The organism is Colwellia sp. MB3u-55 (assembly GCF_014076785.1).
In the GTDB taxonomy this organism is placed as follows: Bacteria; Pseudomonadota; Gammaproteobacteria; order Enterobacterales; family Alteromonadaceae; genus Colwellia_A.
This window is the reverse complement of the sequence record NZ_JACGUS010000114.1, coordinates 59,719-76,417: the sequence shown is the minus strand read 5'-3', so window position 1 is coordinate 76,417 and position 16,699 is coordinate 59,719. Positions and strand designations below refer to the sequence as shown.

Below are 16,699 nucleotides of genomic sequence, written 5' to 3'. Positions count from 1 at the left end.
GTTATCTAGCAATACTGAAAGAAAATATTTTAGACATGGTGCTTTCTACCGGTTGGTCATTATAACTCGCCGGGGTGAAACGCCATTTTTCTAATGATGAACGAATAGTGTTACGAAAATAACTGAATCTGCCTTCACCATCGTATTGAATATCACGTACATAGCCATTTTTATCTATGGTGAATGTAACTTCTACATCCGTTTCAATACCTTTTCGCTTAGCATTGGCAGGGTATTTCGGGTATGTCGATGTCAGTAATTGCGCGGGTGCGCGCTGTGGCATGTAGTTAGTTGTCGATTCACTTGTCGAGGAAAGCACTTGCTCTATCATCGGTGAGCGACGAGTCGTTGGTAACGCTAAGTGTGAATTTATTGCTAATGGCTGCTGAGTCAAATCAGCTATTTGCGCCGCATATGGGTTTTTTAATAATGAAGCTTTTTTTGTTGAGTCAGTGCGCTCAAAGGCTAATTCTGCTGGCGATTTACCCATAGTAACCGTTTGGCTTAATGCCAATTGAGCTAAAGATTTTTTTATCTTTATTTGGGTAGTAAGCTGTTCAGCTTGATTTTTTTTAACTGTCAAAGACTCAGTAAAATGACTTGAAGGTTCAGATTGAGCCTTTTTTAGTTCGACTAATTTATTGTTTACGACTGCCGTTAAGGTATCGACTGTGTTCTTTTCTTGGGGATTGATGGCAGTATCCGTGTTTTCAGTAGTATCGTTGCTCACAAAGTAAGCTTGCGCGACTACGAGCTCAGCATTTACTGGATTTTCATTGGTCTTTTTAGGAAAAAATGGCGCTATCATCTTTGCGGGTAGTTTGTTTTCTAAGGCATTACTTTCATTGCCTCGGTGTAATAATTGCTGCGCCAAAGAAGGTAACGCTATTTCATCGCCACTATCTGTGTATGTTTTGAAGCCATCATCGGCGCTGCGGTATAAAGGAATGGTATCAGTGCCTATATCTAAGCTAGGAATTTGGATGTATTTATTACTGCCCACAGCAATAATTGAGAAAATAATGACGATAGACGCTAACCATTTTCCTGAGTGAGTCGTTGTTGAGCAGTGTTGGTCGTGGTCAACTAAACGCAGAACGCGTTGCTTTAAATCACCACCCGATGCCGCCATTGCCATAGCGGGAATAGAATGATGACGGTGGCTGTCACATATTGAAGCGGTATCTGCCAGAGTGTGCGCATAAGCAACAGGGTTACCACAATGCTGCACAGCAATATCATCACTACAATATTCACGTTCATTACGCATTTGCTTTGACACCCAGCGCACAGCAGGATGGAAGAATAAAAAGATTTCTACCAAGGTCTGAATGAAGTTAACTAGATAGTCATGTCGGCGAATATGTGCCAGTTCGTGTAATATCAACATATCAAGTTGTGCGGGTGTTAAACCTGTCAGCATAGTAACGGGGACAAGTACGATCGGTTTTAACCAACCTATTGCCATAGGGACATCATTTTTAAGCGAGATTAATAGTCGAGGAGAGCAGGTTAATTTTACTTGTTCTACTAATTGCTGAAACCTGGCTTCAAGTTCAGCATTTGCCGGCGAGGTGCCTATTTTGGGTAGTTGGTTAACATTATATAATTCGATGAACAGCTTTAGCGCTAAGGCAAAGCTTATTGTTACCCATGTTAATGATAAGTAGGGTAAGAATTCAACCGCATTGGAGTACCAGACAGCAGTATTTTGGGCGTCATTATTTATGATATCACCCAGCAATATGCTGTTATTCAATAAAGGACCAAATTGTTGAAAGTCAGCTTGAGAGATAATATAGAAAGTGAAAAAAGGCAATAATAAATTAGCCACCATAGCCAATGACGCCATCGCATAACGCCATTGTGGTTTTTTATAAGAAGTAAACGTTAATGCCAACTTTAGCGCAAGCGCAACGAAGATCCCTTGCCAAATAAAATGGATAAGGGTTAACGATAAATTGTATAAAAATGGACTACTCATTAAATTAATCTGACAACATCCTTCCATGTTATAGCACTTTTTAAATTGTACTATAACAAGTGTAGCAGTTTTTACTTTTCTAGCTCATTAAGTAATTGACGAATGTCGGCAATTTCTTCTTTACTGGTTGATTCATCTAAAGCTCGCATCACTAATTTTGACGTTGAGCCACCAAAAGCCTTTGAAGCTAGGTCTTTTAATAATGAAGATTGTGTAAAAGTTTCACTATTTGATGGTGCATAGACATGGGCACGATTACTTTCGTCTCGAATGACCAAGGTTTTTTCATGCATAATTTGTAAAATCTTCAAAACAGTGGTGTAACCTGTTTTTTGCGTTTTACTGACAACATCATGTACCTGACGAACTGTTGCTGGACCGACTTTCCAGAGAACATTAAGCAAAGTTAACTCTGCTTCTGTAGGCTTGATATTTGTATTATCTCGAGCCATCTAAAATCCTTAATACTATGAATAATTATAAGTTATATACGAATGCAATCGTATCTTGTGTTGATAAAATGAGCAACACCTTTTGTTGTTAGTGGCTTTTTTTTAAAACATCACTATGATAACAAAGGTTTTTAAATTAAATTTATTTTTGAATTACTCAAGGTTTAATGTAGTACGAGCGAGGTAGTTAGTGAAAATGGCAGCGACTTTTAGTGTGATATTAATTAAACATCGCCCGGTGATTTTCGATGGTGTTTGGCTGAGCTCTGTGATTAAAGGGTGTCATGCACTTATCAAGAATCAAAAGAATACCACTCTAGAAAAGACATCAAAACAGAGTGATTAGCGATGTTATTGGTCACAAAGGCATCATCGACCCAGACTTATTGCCCTGATTGCTGTTTTTACTGAACGTTAAGCTCTATAACCTTTACCGAAATCTAACGAAAAGCCAATAGCATATTCAGGAAATACACTACTGACTATTTAATGAGCAATGACTTTTTGGTTAATCAGCGTTAACAATATTGGCGTAGAGTTCACCTAAGCGGGTCACTGTGCCTGGATGAGCATCAACATCAAACTCGATCATGCCAGGACCAAACGTTGATACTACCGTAGAGCCAAGTTTAAAACGTCCCATTTCATCACCTTTTTCAAAAGTGATCGCCTCAGCGCCGTCAGCAGGGTAAGTTTCTCTGAAAATTCCTTTGGCTCTAGGTGAAGTAATCGTACCTGCCCAAGTTGTTTCTATACTGGCAACTATGGTTGCGCCAACAAGGACCATAGCTAAAGGTCCTGATTTTGTATCAAAGATAGCGACCACACGTTCGTTACGAGAAAATAAGTTAGGCACGTTATTAGCAGTTAATGGGTTAACAGAAAATAAATCACCGGGTACAAAGATCATTTCGCGTAATGTTGCTGCCATCGGCATGTGAATACGATGATAATCTTTTGGTGCTAAATAAATACAAGAAAACTTTCCGTCTTGAAAAGGCTTTGCCGTGTTATATGAACCACCCAGCAAGGTTTCCAGTGAATAATCGAAACCTTTTGCTTGTATTAAACGTCCGTCTTCAATATCGCCTTGCTGACTAATAGCGCCGTCAACAGGATAGCAGAGTGTTGTTTCATTATTGTCAATAGGGCGCGCGCCATCTTCAAGTTCGCGGGTAAAAAAATCGTTGAAGGTGGTAAAGTCTTCAGCATTCTTAAGCTTTGCTTCTGACATATTAATGCCGTAATGCTTAATAAATGCTTCAATGGCTTTTGTGGTTACTCGGCCACATTCTGCAGCGGCGAATTTTCCAGCTAAACGCGAAATCAAATGTTTAGGCATAAGGTATTGAAGGGTGATTTTTAATTTATTTAAAAGCACTGAATTTCCTTTATATTATTAATATTAATTTAGTCGTTAAAACGAGAGGTTAATTTATTATCGCCTAGGCTGGCTAAAATGCGTTGAAAGCTCGCTAAACGTTTTGGATGTATTTTCATTTCTTCACCGGCGGCTATCAATGCACAACCAGGATCATTTTGGTGTTTACAATCTCTAAATCGGCAACCACCTAAGTAATCTTCAAATTCAATAAAACCACCATAAACTTCTGCGGGCGTTAAATGCCATAAGCCAAACTCTCGAATACCGGGTGAATCAATTAAATCACCACCTTGTTTAAAATGGTATAAGCGAGCAACCGTCGTCGTGTGTTGACCTAAACCAGAGTTTTCAGAGACTATTTTTGTCATTAAGCCCAGTTCAGGCATTAAGGTGTTGGTAAGTGTTGACTTACCCACGCCAGATTGGCCTACAAAGATACTGGTATGTTCGCTAAGTTGTTTCTTAAGCTCTTCTATACCGTGTTGAGATTCATTACTGACATAAATAACCTGATATCCAATCTCACGATAAATATCGAGATGTTGCTCAATTTCGGCTTTACTGGCTTTATCAAGTAAATCAGTTTTATTGAGTAAGATCACGGGTGTGATGCCTGTTTGCTCGGCAGCCACTAAATACCGGTCGATAATATCAGGGTTAAAGGCAGGTAACACCGAAGAGACGATTAATATTTGGGTGATATTTGCCGCTATCGGTTTTACGCCGTCATAAACATCTGGACGACTTAATACCGACGTTCGCTCATGAACCGCTTCAATGACTCCTGAGATACTGTGTTGTGTTTCTTTACCCCTGCGCCATAAAACTTTATCACCACAGACCAAAGATTTAACACCGCGGCGTATATTACAACGAATGCAATCACCATTTTCTGCTTCTACATCGGCATGCTGGCCAAAGCGACTGAGAATAGTACCGTTTTCAGGCTCTCCCAACTCAGTATCTTGCCATTGCACTTGCTCTGGTTTATTACGCAGTTTTTTAGCTTGATTATCTTTAATGCGCCTTGTCTGACCTTTAGTCAGTTTTTTTAGCTTAGACATGGAGTTTTATCATGATAATTATGGAGTTTCACTCGTCTTTTAAAAGGGTAATGCGACAAAAAGTTTTAATCACAGTTCATTGTCACGTATTATACTGACTAAATCACCATTCATCTAATATACTTGTAATAGTAATATCAGTCTCACTAAGTTTGTTACCTTGCTGTGGCGAAGAAAACAAATGCAGATAAGGCGCTTGATTGAATAATAGTGAACTATTTCGATTGAAAGCAACTTAGCCTTGACGCACTTTAGGCGGCACAAGTGAGTGATAATTTAATGATATGGGTATCAGTAAAACAGTTGGCATTTTTAAGGAAGCGGCATGACAGGTAATGAGACAAATTTAATTTGGTTAGATTTAGAAATGACAGGCCTAGAACCCAATACAGATGTGATTTTAGAGATTGCCAGCATAGTGACTGACAGTCAGTTAAATATTTTAGCTCAAGGACCTGTTTTTGCTATTCACCAAAGTGATGAGGTGTTAGACAATATGAGTCAGTGGTGTATCGAACACCATGGTCAATCAGGCTTAACTACACGTTGTCGTGAAAGTGTTAGCTCGCTAGCCGATGCTACTGAGGCGACGATTAAGTTTGTTGAACAATATGTGCCAAAAGGTAAGTCACCGATGTGTGGTAATAGCATTGGGCAGGACAGGCGTTTTATTAATAAATATATGCCTGATTTTGAAGATTACTTTCATTACCGGAATATAGACGTTAGTACTGTTAAAGAATTAGCGCGTCGTTGGAAACCTGAAGTGTTAGATAAAGTGGTAAAAACCGGCGCTCATTTAGCGCTTGATGATATTTTAGAGTCAATTGCTGAAATGAAAGTTTATCAAGAACACTTTTTTAAACTATAACGCTCAGTAATGATCTATAAATCAAAGCGCTTAGGGCGCTTTTTTTATGGACACTTTTATCTGGGCACTTTTAACTGGACACTCACTATAAGTTTGCCACGGGGTAAAAAAACTTGAAGGTCAGACCAGTTTGCGCGACACTTAATTAAAATTAACAGCAGGCAAATAAATTATGGCGAACAAATTTGGAAAAATAATCAGTAAAGTTAATAGAATGCCGCGCTTTATGCGCTCTTTTTTACTGACTAAAATTTTCTGTTCGACAGTAAAGTATGCTGGTACTTCATCAATAAAGTTGATTTCTGTTTCTCATACCAAAGCGGTATTATCGTTAGAAAACAAAAAGAAAGTACAAAACCATATTGGTGGTGTTCATGCCATTGCTGCGGCATTATTGGCCGAGTCGGCGACAGGTATCGTTTTTGGGATGAATGTTCCCGACACTTGTGTACCGCTATTGAAAAGTATGACATTTCATTTTCAAAGGCGAATGCAGGGAAATTTGTCTGCGGTAGCTATATTAAGTCTCGCTGAAATAGAACAAATAGAAAATGCGGATAAAGGCAGTTTGATGGTTAGTGTCGAGATTACCGATGAATCTGATCAACAGCCTATTGTTTGTGAAATGGAGTGGGCTTGGGTAACCAAAAGACGTTAAGTTTGAGAAGATAAAAAGAGCCTGTAAACGCGCTGATTGATTTGACCTTAGTTGGCGGTGAGGCGCGTTATTTTTAAAACAGCTTACTCATATCGTTATTAAAAACCGTTGATTCTTAGTGACAATTCCTTACACTGTATTTTTAACTAAATTTACCGTTGAAGGTATTGATCACTATGGACGCTACTCGTTACTTTTTTCAGCAATTATCAGGACGATTCTCTCGGATTACTTTTCTTTCATTTATTCTCTTTAGCGCCTTAACTGCCCTATTAGTTCTTCGTGATAATCAAGTAACCTCGTTAGTCGAAAACGAGCTGCCATGGTTAACAAATAAAAATAAACAACAACAACAAATTTTAATCACTTACCTAGTATTAGAAAATTTAGCTAAACGTATTGATGCCAAAAATTTATCCACTGACTATGAGATCGCCCAACAGCAAATTAATAAAATATCTTTACTGGTGAAAAATAATAAAGGTCAGCTTGATTTGATGTATGTTGGTCATAAAGAATTTTCAGCTGTTATTGATAAACTTAGTGAAAATCATCAGAGAAACACTCAACTTAAGCAAAATACCATTATTCAACTGCAGTTAATTAATGATCAATTAACGGTTGAGATTAAGGAAAAACAGCGACAAAAAAGTCTGCTGTTACAGCAACTCAATTCAGATAAATACACAGATAAAGTCACCGCAACCCGCGCTAAGGCCTATGTAAAGCAAATTAAAGAATTGAGTGACTTACAACGATTACAACAAACCATTATCCGTGCACTATTAGCCTTTCAACAATTGAATTTACAGTCTTCTATTTTAGATTTTGATGATGTTAGTACCGAGCTAAAGCTAGTATTAATGAGCTTTTTACCAGAAGAAAGCAGGGGTAGCCAACAGGGTGAGTTATTGACGCTACAACTTAATACCTTAGAGCAATTGTTATTTTCACAACAGAACTCGGTAGCCAAGTGGCGCAGTCATTTACGGTTATCTCGTTTATATGTCGAATTTATTGAGCAACAACAACAAAAATTACAGCTATTAGTGCTTGAATCTATACCACCAGGGCGTTTATCTGCAGATAAAAAGTTACGATTAATCGATTGGCTGCCTGCTGAGATAAATGATTTTTTAGAAAAGCAAAACGTTAATGTAAACAATCAAGATCTACAAGCAATTGTGCTGAGTTTGATAGCACTACTATTTCTGTTGTTATTGGCGATGTTATTTAAAAGCAAAAGCAAAATAGAAAAATATGGCCAAGAGAGTGTGCAATTATTTAGGCAGTTCATTGAAAAAAGAACAAAAGATAGTGATGAAAAGCTGACCCCCGACTGTTTTAATTCGATGGAAAATAAAGAAATTGCCGAACAGCTTGAAACTGCGCTCGAAACAATGATTAACCCTGAGCACAGTGAGCAAGAGTATCAGCAACAGCTTAGTGAGCAGCAAGCCGCTAACGACAATATAAATCAACAAAATGAAGAAATTAAAAAATTAAAAGCGTCCCTACAGCAACTCGCATTAACCCATAATACGCAAATTTTAGAGCGACAATCACAAGGCAATGAAAACACCGCCAAGTTAACCAATATGGTGGTGCGTAGTATGTTGCAAAGCCAAAGTGTCTCTATTGGTGCTGGCGTTACTTCGGTACAAGTTTATCGACAACTCGCGCGTATTTTTGATTGCTGTCAACAAGATAAAATTCGCAGTGAATTTTTGTCTGCGGTTAAACCTATGACACTAAGCGATGTTGCTTTACACAACGAAATTGACGCGGCATTACTTAATATTATTGCCGATGCTCATTTACAGTGTAATAAAATCTATTACCAACAAGATCCACAATTGTTAACTGCTGCAAAAGTCGACGTACGCTTATTTCACCGGCTGTTAAGTGGCCTATGCCGATTACTGCTTGTTGATTTATTTAAAGCTAATTTACATATTAGTACCCTTGTTATTGATAAAAATGAAGGCCAGCAAATTGTTCGTTTTGATTTTTATGTGACCAGCAAAAAAACAATCGCAAAACTACCTAAAGCCTTTGAGAGCTTATTATTAGACGAACGCCTTGAGTCAGCAAAAGCCCATACAAACGATACCCTTGATTACTTATGCTTACTGTTTGATTCACTTAATGTCACAGATAAAAATGTACAGTTACAAGAAAAGGGTTACCAGTTCTGCTTTACTCTGCCGATAGGTTTTGCTGATGTTGCACAAGAGATATCGGTAGAGCGTGTTAATTTAAATCAAGCCAATATTTTGTTGTTAGCAAGTGATGACGACATTTGCAGTATTACAGAAAAAGCGATTATTTCAGCTAATGGCATAATGACTACCTTAGCCGATCCTGAACAAATTATTGAACAACTGAGTACGGCGCAGTTAATTGATAAAAGCATTGATGTTGTTATGTTAGCCAGTGATCTTTATGTAACGTTATTCGAAAAAATACAGCAACAGATATCAAGTTTATCGATAGATATTCAGCCAAAGCTTTTTGTTATGCAACCCTATCTTAATGCGCCTTTAGAGCGATACGGCTTGTTTGAACAGACAGAAACGCCATTGCAAATACTCACACTTCAGCAAAGCTTAGCTGATTTTTTAACGACAGAACAAACGACTAACCATCAACTTCCTGCCAGTGTGTTTAATAAACATCAGTATTTATCGACCCAAGTTGAAGTGCTCTTTGCGGTAGAAAATCCAAGTAAACAGTTAACTTTGCTGCGTATTTTACAATGGCTAGGATTACAGGTGAAAATTGTCTGTCAGCCTAAAACGATGACTCAATTGTGGAGCTCTGGAAGATACTTATTGTTATTTACCGAATTTGAACAATCACCTTTTATTAAAATGTCTGCTGGAAAAAGTGTACGTCGTGACATTTTTACTTTTAATCAAAGTAATTTCTTCGCTGAAGAGTCACCAAAATTGGCAGATAAGTGGGCTGTTTCTATTTTACCTGCTTTGTATGATGTCGATGCTTTGGTGCTACTTCTACAGCCTTGGTTAAAAGCAAAGCCAACTAAAGTGGTTGCTATTAATACAGTAAAAGCACAAAGTAATAAGACTAGAGAGTATATTAATATTGACGCTGAACTGTTAAAAACAACTGAAAAGCTTGATGACGTATTATCAAACTTAGATTTAACACCTACTGCGAAAACAAATCAACCTGAACCTTTTAACCTTGAACACTATGCAAAAAATCAGGGTTCTGTAGAATTGGCAATGTTAATGCTAGGTGACTACCTTGCTGATATTGATGATGCGATGAAAAAATTACCAACGGCACTAGCGGCGCATAATTATCCATTAGCGATGAGTTTAACGAGTAGTATGTTTACAACCAGTAAAATATTAACCGCTAACGACTTTATTGATATTAGCCAACAGCTATTATTTAGTCTTACGTCAAATACGGTCATAGAACATCAACAAGTTATGTCGTTATTTAGTCAATTAAGCGAACAGCAACGCCTGTTAAATGAGTTTGCTGAGGCAATATGATATGACTACTGAGATACTAGTTAAATGAGTTTTAAAGCTGAAAAAGAAATGGATGTTGCTAGTCCTTGTGTTGGACTTTTTTTATGTGTTTACAGGGATACTAGTTAAATGAGTTTTAAAGTTGAAAAAGAGTTAGATGTCGCTAGTCCTTGTGTTGGGATTTTTTTAAATGCTTTTTTTATGTGTTTACAGGGATACTAGTTAAATGAGTTTTAAAGCTGAAAAAGAAATGGATGTTGCTAGTCCCTGTGTTAGAAACTGCTGCTTAAATGCCGATGATGTCTGCCTTGGTTGTTTCCGCCATATTGATGAGATTTTGGCGTGGACAAGCTATAAAAGTAAAGAAAAAATAACGGTAATTAATAACTGTCAACAAAGACGAATAGTGATTCAAGCGAAGCACGATTAAGGTAAAAGTTAAATGGAAATTACTGAACAAAGTGAATTAGACGATTTTTCACAACTTACCGTGCTGATAATAGACGATAACCGGTTAGTTCATGACACCCTAAAAAGAGGATTGTATGATATCGGCATTAATCACGTAAAATGTGCAGAAAGTGCTTATTACGGTATAAGGTTATGTGAAACAACACGTTTTCATATTGTTATTTGCTCATTCAATGTAAATAGTGATAAAGACGGTTTTCATTTACTTGAAGAATTAAAATTCAGAGGTCATGTTAATAAAACCACGGTTCTTATTTTTCTCAGTACTGAAACGAATGAGTCTCTTGTTAATTCAATTGTAGAATTACAGCCCGATGACTTTTGGGTAAAACCACTCGCCCCTAAAACAGTGCAACAACGCTTAATTCATACCTTGCAAACCAAAAAGCAATTATTCAACATGTATCGAGCGACTGATATTAAAAGTTTTTCGAAAGTTATATATTTTGCTGACCGTCATCTTGTTAATCAAAGTTTACACAAATATCATCCCAATATATTGCGGATGAAAGGTGAGGCTTACTTAAGTCTTTTAGAATTTGAAACGGCAGAATCTTTTTTTAAAAGCCTATTGAAAACCTATACCTATGCTTGGGTTTATTTAGGCTATGTAAAGTCGTTGTTAAAGCAAGGGCGTATAAACGAAATTAATGAACTGATTGAGAAGTTAATCAATAAACCCGCTACTCGATTTGGGGCTCATGATATGCTGGCGCAATATTATATTGAGCATGAGCAGTATGAAAGAGCCTACGATGAGATAAAAAAAGCAACTGCGTTGTCGCCACGAAATATTGAACGTAATAAAAAATCATGGGATTTAGCACGACTCAATCATGACCATGAAGGACAATATATAGCGACACGAAATATCGCCCAGCAAGCGAAAAACTCTATTCATGATTCCCCCGAATTGCTTTTAAATGTTATTCGTTCGGGCATTGATTTAGCGGCGGCTATTACTGACGAACGATCCTTTAAAGTTTTACAGCAAACAGACAGGCATATTAAGCAACTTCAAAATGAATATAGCGACGCAAATGAGTTTAAACAGCAGTTATTAGTGATCCAAGCACGGCTATATATTGTTCGTGAACAAAAAGAGAAGGCCACTAAACTTGTTGAAAACCATGTTAATTTTATTGCGTCACCGCATATTGAAGACAACCTAGATAAAGTGAAAGTCTTTCACGAATTGGGTATGCGCGAAGAAGCGCTAAAAATGTTAGAGATTATCAGTAAACAAGTCTCAGGTGATTCATTAACGAGCCAAGTGATCAATAAATATATTGAGCAAGAAAGTCTTGAGCGTGCTGAAATTAATTTTTCACCCAAACAACTGAATGATATGGCCATAGAACATTTCGAAAAAAATCGTTTGCAGCCCGCGCTTAAGACTATCCAGCAAGCTCTAAGATTAACACCTCATAATATTAAATTAACGATGCGTATGTTAAAAATATTGGTGGTGATTAAACAAAGTAATGAATTTGATGAAAGTCATCAAAAACTGGGCGATGAAGCGCTTGCTCTACTCTTGTCTGCCAACATTAAAGGCAGCGGTGTTGAGTCTATAGAGCAGTTAAAAATAAAGTGGCAGCAAGCTGAATCAGCCGAGCCTGCTAAGCATCTCTAGGTAAACCTTTTTCAACACTGCGGATCAAGCGCTCGGTTAATCGTTGATTTTTTATCGGAAAGTCACTTTGATGTTCTGCAGCGATTCGCTTATTGTCTTGTTGATGCAATGCCCAATTAATATGTTCAGCAACCATAGGCTCTGCGGTTGCTAACTTATTACTTAACGCGTTAACATTTTCTGCACTATATGGCGCATTACCGATTGCAACGGAAATATTTCGTTGCCAGCTATTAAAACCAATACGGCGAATAGGAGACCCCTCTGTTTTATTGAGAAAGGTCACTTCATCCCAGCTAAATACGGTTAATAATTCAACATTATCAAGATTTTGGCGAGGGGAAAAGTCGCCTTCGTGACTGATGTTAGCAAATTTATTCCATGGGCAAATGAGTTGGCAATCATCACAGCCATAAATTCTATTGCCAATTAACGGCCTAAACTCTTCTGGAATTGCGTCACGTAATTCGATGGTTAAATAGGATATACAACGGCGAGCGTCTACTACATAAGGAGCCACTATCGCTTGGGTTGGGCAAATTTTAATACAAGAAACACAACTACCGCATTCATTGGCTGCTTTTTCATTAGTCGGTAACGGAATATCAACCAAGAGTTCACCAAGGAAAAACCATGAGCCGGCACTTTTGTTAATTAATAGCGAATGTTTACCGACCCAGCCTAACCCCGCTTTTTCTGCTAAAGGTCGCTCTAAGATAGGTGCTGAGTCAACAAATGGGCGAAAGTTGAAGGTTTCACAGTACTCACTAATTTTATCACCGAGTTGTTTTAGACGTTTGCGCATTAATTTATGATAGTCACGCCCCAAGGCATAGCGGCTGATATAAGCATGGTCTTTCTTTTTGAGCGTACGGGCAAATTTTGCTTCGGGGGGTAAATAATCCATGCGTACACTGATCACTCGCGTTGTTCCTTCAACAAGCTCTTGGGCCCTAGCGCGCATTAAACCATGCTTTTGCATGTAATCCATTTCACCGTGATAATTATTTTCTAGCCACGTTGTTAAGGCTTGTTCATGACTTGATAAGTCAATATCACTGAAACCTATTTGCGAAAAGCCTAATTCTTGACCCCAAAGCTTGATTTTTTCAGCTAATTCTTGATAGTTCATATTAGGTGTTGTCATAGTTAACATGTCATCGCAGTACAATTTGGTAAAGGGAGAGAAAAATGGAAATAAAACTGTTGAGTGCAAGCTTACCACAAGCTGCTTTTTCCGCGAAGCAAGTGTTAGCTAATGAAGCAAAAGTTGCAGCTATAGAAAATATTGAAATGTATTCATTGATGAAAAATGCAGGTCAGGCTGTTTTTCAGCATATCAAGCAAAAATATCTTCAAAATGAATATGATATAGGTCAAAAAATAGCTACCCAAAAGCTGTTAGTTATTTGTGGAAAAGGTAATAACGGTGGTGATGGGTTTGTGATTGCGCGTTTAGCTGTGCAAGCTGGTTTTAAGGTTTCTGTGCTATTAATGGCAAAAACAGAAGAATTATCCAGCGATGCCTTACGCGCTTATCAAGCTTACATCAATGTTAATAAAGTTGAAAATGGCTTGATTATATTTGATCAAAAAACGGCTAATGTTGAGATGGTAGCGAATTTTCAAGGTAAGTTAATTATTGATGCACTATTTGGTATTGGTTTTAAAGGAAGCCTACCAGAAACTTTGGTTACACTAGTTGCTACTATTAATCAGCATTTGGCAAAAGTGATCAGTGTTGATGTGCCCTCAGGTTTATGTGCAACTACAGGTGTTGTTGAAAATACGGCAATCATTGCTAACAGTACTGTAACTTTTATTGCTCTAAAGTGCGGTTTAGTGACGGGACAAGCAATTAACCATGTTGGGGAAATCTATTTTGCTGATTTAGCATTAGGTCAAGCATTTACAGAGCAAGTGAATACCAATATCACGGTTTTCGGCAACGAAGTTTTTGATGCTTTACCTAAACGTAAAGCAAGCAGCCATAAAGGAAATATTGGATTATTACTGGCTGTTGGGGGCGGAGAAGGTTTTGCTGGTGCGATACGTTTGTCGGCAGAGGCGTCATTGCGCAGTGGCGCTGCATTAGTGAGTATTTGTTGTCATAAAAATAATCGAGCATTAGTCTTTAATGGCCGCCCAGAATTAATGTTAGCGCCTAGTTGTGCAGAACAACTTGTGGGATCAATGACATTAAGTAAAGCTAAGGCTTATGTGCTTGGCCCTGGTTTGGGTCAAAATGAGTGGAGTCAGGCATTATTTGATTTAGTACTGGCTCAAAAAAAATTATGTGTGATTGACGCCGATGGTTTAAGTTTGTTGGCGCAAGCTTACCAACAAAATTTATTAACGGATAAAATTAAAAGTAACTTTTGGGTTTTAACGCCACATCCCGGTGAGGCTGCAGCGCTGTTAAATTGTACTGTGACAGAAATAGAGCGAGATCGTTTTAGCGCCGTAAAAAAAATAGCCCAACAATATCAATGCGTGAGCGTATTAAAAGGTGCAGGGAGTTTGATAAGTGATGGTCAACAGGTTTGGGTGAACACAACGGGAAATTCAGGCATGGCAAGCGGAGGCATGGGCGATGTGTTATCAGGTATTATTGCGGCATTGCTAATGCAAAAAAGCTCGTCAGAAAAAGGGGAGGAACTGCAGGCGCGAACTGATTTTGCAAAGCTTACAGCCTTGGCCATTTATATTCATGGTAAGGCTGCTGACATTATTGCGCAAAAGCATGGAAAAATTGGTATGCTAGCAAGTGACCTATTGCCAATTATACGGCAGCTTATAAATAATAAATTTTAGAAAATAATCGATGAAAGAAATGCTTACAAACAAAAACTACTTTTTAGCTGATGAATCAGCAACTATAGCTATGGGTAATAAACTAGCTGATATTGTAAAAAAAGAACTAAAACAAGGTATCGTTGTATATCTTTACGGTGATTTAGGTGCGGGAAAAACCACCTTAACTCGAGGTTTTGTACAAGGTATGGGGCATATTGGCCACGTAAAAAGCCCAACCTATACTCTAGTTGAACCTTATGAATTAGATGACTGGTTAGTTTATCATTTTGATTTATATCGCTTGTCAGATCCTGAAGAACTAGAATATATGGGCATTCGAGATTATTTTGCAGATAACTGCTGTTGCTTTATTGAGTGGCCAGAAAAGGGGCTAGGTATGATCAAGGCACCTGATTTGCGTATCGACTTAGCGTATAGTGATGAGCAAAGAACCATCAACATACAAGCAAAGACCCCTTTGGGTGAGCTCGTAGTAAATAGGCTTAGTTAATGTGCGCTAATAGACACAAAAGGAAAGGGCAGCAGTAAATGAATATTCGATCGTTATTATTAGCTATGTTATTAACCGTTAGTGTTTTCTTTGAAGCGCACGGTAATAGCATCGATGGCGTTCGTGTCTGGCCAGCCCCAGAAAATACCCGCATTGTTTTTGATCTCAGTGAGCAGCCTGATTATAAATATTTCAGTTTAAAAAATCCTCAGCGTTTAGTCATAGACTTTAACAACAGTAAGAATCATGTTTCGTTTAAGAATGTCCTTAAAAAGGATAAACGCATAAAACTTATCCGCACCAGTAAATCACGTATTAAAGGTACAACACGTTTAGTATTAGAATTAGCGGATAATTACTCTTTGGCTGTTTTTCCGCTTGCACCAGCAGGACAATACGGTAACCGTTTAGTGATTGATTTATTCGACGAAGAGAAAATCAGCCAAGGCGACCATACTCCCAAAAATGATCATCGAGATATTCTTATTGCCATTGATGCTGGCCACGGTGGTGAAGATCCGGGTTCTATAGGGAGTAAAGGCAGCTATGAAAAACGTGTTACGTTAGCGATTGCTAAAAAACTTGCTACCTATATTAATAATGAAAAAGGCATGAAAGCGGTAATGGTGCGCGATGGTGACTATTATGTTTCGGTCGGTCGACGTAGTGAAATAGCTAGAAAAAACCAAGTAGATTTTTTAGTGTCAATCCATGCCGATGCCTTTAGAACGCCACAACCTAACGGAGCCTCAGTCTGGATTGTGTCGCACAAAAGGGTTGAGTCAGAAATGGCCAAATGGCTACGTAACCGCTCGAACAACTCCGAGCTCTTAGGTGGCGGTGGTGGTGTTATTAAAAATACCCGCGATGACAACTTGGCAAAAACCTTAGCAGATATGAATAAAGAGCATTCGCAGGGTGTCAGTATTAGTATGGCGAATAGCGTACTAAAACAACTGAAAAAAATTACTAAGATGCACAAGAAAGTTCCCCAACATGGTAATTTTGGTGTGTTGAAATCTTCAGATATCCCCTCGATTTTAGTTGAAACAGGTTTTATTTCTAACCATAGAGAAGAGCAAAATTTAAACTCTAGTGCTCATCAGCGTAAGCTCGCGAAAGGTATTTTTAAAGGTATTAAAGACCATTTTATGATTCAACCGCCGATGGGCAGTTATTATGCCTCTATTGAAACACGACAACATAAAATTACTCGCGGTGAATCGTTATCTGTGGTTGCACAACGCTATAGTGTTTCAGTACGAGAATTAAAAATGGCGAATAATTTAACCTCAAATACCGTTCGCATAGGTCAAACCTTAACCATACCTCGCGCCGATTAATTTATTATAAATAGTTAACA

14 protein-coding genes are annotated in these 16,699 nt (G+C 38.0%); 9 read left to right on the top strand and 5 right to left on the bottom strand.

Annotated features, from left to right (window positions below):
• Nucleotide 1 precedes the first annotated feature (1 nt).
• Both H4J66_RS10400 and H4J66_RS10395 read right to left on the bottom strand, forming a co-directional pair.
• Nucleotides 2-1,984 carry a M56 family metallopeptidase gene (locus H4J66_RS10400; protein ID WP_182174045.1) on the bottom strand — a complete coding sequence of 661 codons (1,983 nt, stop codon included), beginning with the start codon at nucleotides 1,982-1,984 and terminating at the stop codon, nucleotides 2-4.
• A gap of 71 nt (nucleotides 1,985-2,055) precedes the next feature.
• Complete coding sequence (locus H4J66_RS10395) at nucleotides 2,056-2,436, bottom strand: BlaI/MecI/CopY family transcriptional regulator (protein ID WP_070375106.1); 381 nt, start codon at nucleotides 2,434-2,436, stop codon at nucleotides 2,056-2,058.
• A 196-nt stretch (nucleotides 2,437-2,632) separates the two neighbouring features.
• Here H4J66_RS10395 and H4J66_RS10390 point away from each other — a divergent pair, with 196 nt between their 5' ends.
• Nucleotides 2,633-2,782, top strand: a complete 150-nt coding sequence (locus H4J66_RS10390; RefSeq protein ID WP_182174042.1) for a hypothetical protein — start codon at nucleotides 2,633-2,635, stop codon at nucleotides 2,780-2,782.
• A gap of 162 nt (nucleotides 2,783-2,944) precedes the next feature.
• Here H4J66_RS10390 and asd read toward each other — a convergent pair whose 3' ends face one another.
• Together asd and rsgA are read right to left on the bottom strand one after the other, a co-directional pair.
• A complete protein-coding gene (gene asd, locus H4J66_RS10385) occupies nucleotides 2,945-3,778 on the bottom strand; it encodes an archaetidylserine decarboxylase (RefSeq protein WP_182174270.1) in 834 nt (277 codons plus the stop codon).
• Between the two features lie 68 nt (nucleotides 3,779-3,846).
• The gene (rsgA, locus tag H4J66_RS10380) at nucleotides 3,847-4,884 is read right to left on the bottom strand and encodes a small ribosomal subunit biogenesis GTPase RsgA (RefSeq protein ID WP_182174039.1); all 1,038 of its coding nucleotides are present in this window, start codon (nucleotides 4,882-4,884) and stop codon (nucleotides 3,847-3,849) included.
• A 325-nt stretch (nucleotides 4,885-5,209) separates the two neighbouring features.
• Between rsgA and orn the strand changes: the two genes are divergently transcribed.
• From orn to H4J66_RS10355, 5 genes are all read left to right on the top strand, one after another.
• Nucleotides 5,210-5,755: an oligoribonuclease gene (orn, locus tag H4J66_RS10375; protein WP_070375104.1), complete on the top strand. Its 546-nt coding sequence runs from the start codon at nucleotides 5,210-5,212 to the stop codon at nucleotides 5,753-5,755.
• A gap of 172 nt (nucleotides 5,756-5,927) precedes the next feature.
• Complete coding sequence (locus H4J66_RS10370) at nucleotides 5,928-6,413, top strand: DUF4442 domain-containing protein (RefSeq protein WP_182174036.1); 486 nt, start codon at nucleotides 5,928-5,930, stop codon at nucleotides 6,411-6,413.
• Between the two features lie 176 nt (nucleotides 6,414-6,589).
• Nucleotides 6,590-9,943: a hypothetical protein gene (locus H4J66_RS10365; protein ID WP_182174033.1), complete on the top strand. Its 3,354-nt coding sequence runs from the start codon at nucleotides 6,590-6,592 to the stop codon at nucleotides 9,941-9,943.
• Nucleotides 9,944-10,148: 205 nt separating this feature from the next.
• Nucleotides 10,149-10,352: a DUF1289 domain-containing protein gene (locus H4J66_RS10360; RefSeq protein WP_182174030.1), complete on the top strand. Its 204-nt coding sequence runs from the start codon at nucleotides 10,149-10,151 to the stop codon at nucleotides 10,350-10,352.
• A 12-nt stretch (nucleotides 10,353-10,364) separates the two neighbouring features.
• Nucleotides 10,365-12,029, top strand: coding sequence for a response regulator (locus tag H4J66_RS10355; RefSeq protein ID WP_182174027.1), 1,665 nt, complete (start codon nucleotides 10,365-10,367; stop codon nucleotides 12,027-12,029).
• On the opposite strand, the gene queG is transcribed toward H4J66_RS10355, so the two are convergent.
• Entirely contained in the window at nucleotides 12,016-13,176 is a 1,161-nt protein-coding gene (queG, locus tag H4J66_RS10350; protein WP_182174024.1) for a tRNA epoxyqueuosine(34) reductase QueG, read from the bottom strand. The two genes, H4J66_RS10355 and queG, sit on opposite strands and share 14 nt — an antisense overlap.
• Nucleotides 13,177-13,220: 44 nt before the next feature.
• On the opposite strand from queG, the gene H4J66_RS10345 reads away from it, so the two are divergent.
• Genes H4J66_RS10345 through H4J66_RS10335 form a run of 3 tightly spaced genes read left to right on the top strand, consistent with a single transcriptional unit; the run spans nucleotide 13,221 to nucleotide 16,679 of the window.
• Nucleotides 13,221-14,843: an NAD(P)H-hydrate dehydratase gene (locus H4J66_RS10345; RefSeq protein ID WP_182174021.1), complete on the top strand. Its 1,623-nt coding sequence runs from the start codon at nucleotides 13,221-13,223 to the stop codon at nucleotides 14,841-14,843.
• 19 nt (nucleotides 14,844-14,862) lie between these two features.
• Nucleotides 14,863-15,336 (top strand): tRNA (adenosine(37)-N6)-threonylcarbamoyltransferase complex ATPase subunit type 1 TsaE, encoded by a 474-nt coding sequence (tsaE, locus tag H4J66_RS10340; protein ID WP_409049362.1) that lies wholly within the window; start codon nucleotides 14,863-14,865, stop codon nucleotides 15,334-15,336.
• Between the two features lie 38 nt (nucleotides 15,337-15,374).
• Nucleotides 15,375-16,679 (top strand): N-acetylmuramoyl-L-alanine amidase, encoded by a 1,305-nt coding sequence (locus tag H4J66_RS10335; RefSeq protein ID WP_182174015.1) that lies wholly within the window; start codon nucleotides 15,375-15,377, stop codon nucleotides 16,677-16,679.
• Nucleotides 16,680-16,699 lie beyond the last annotated feature (20 nt).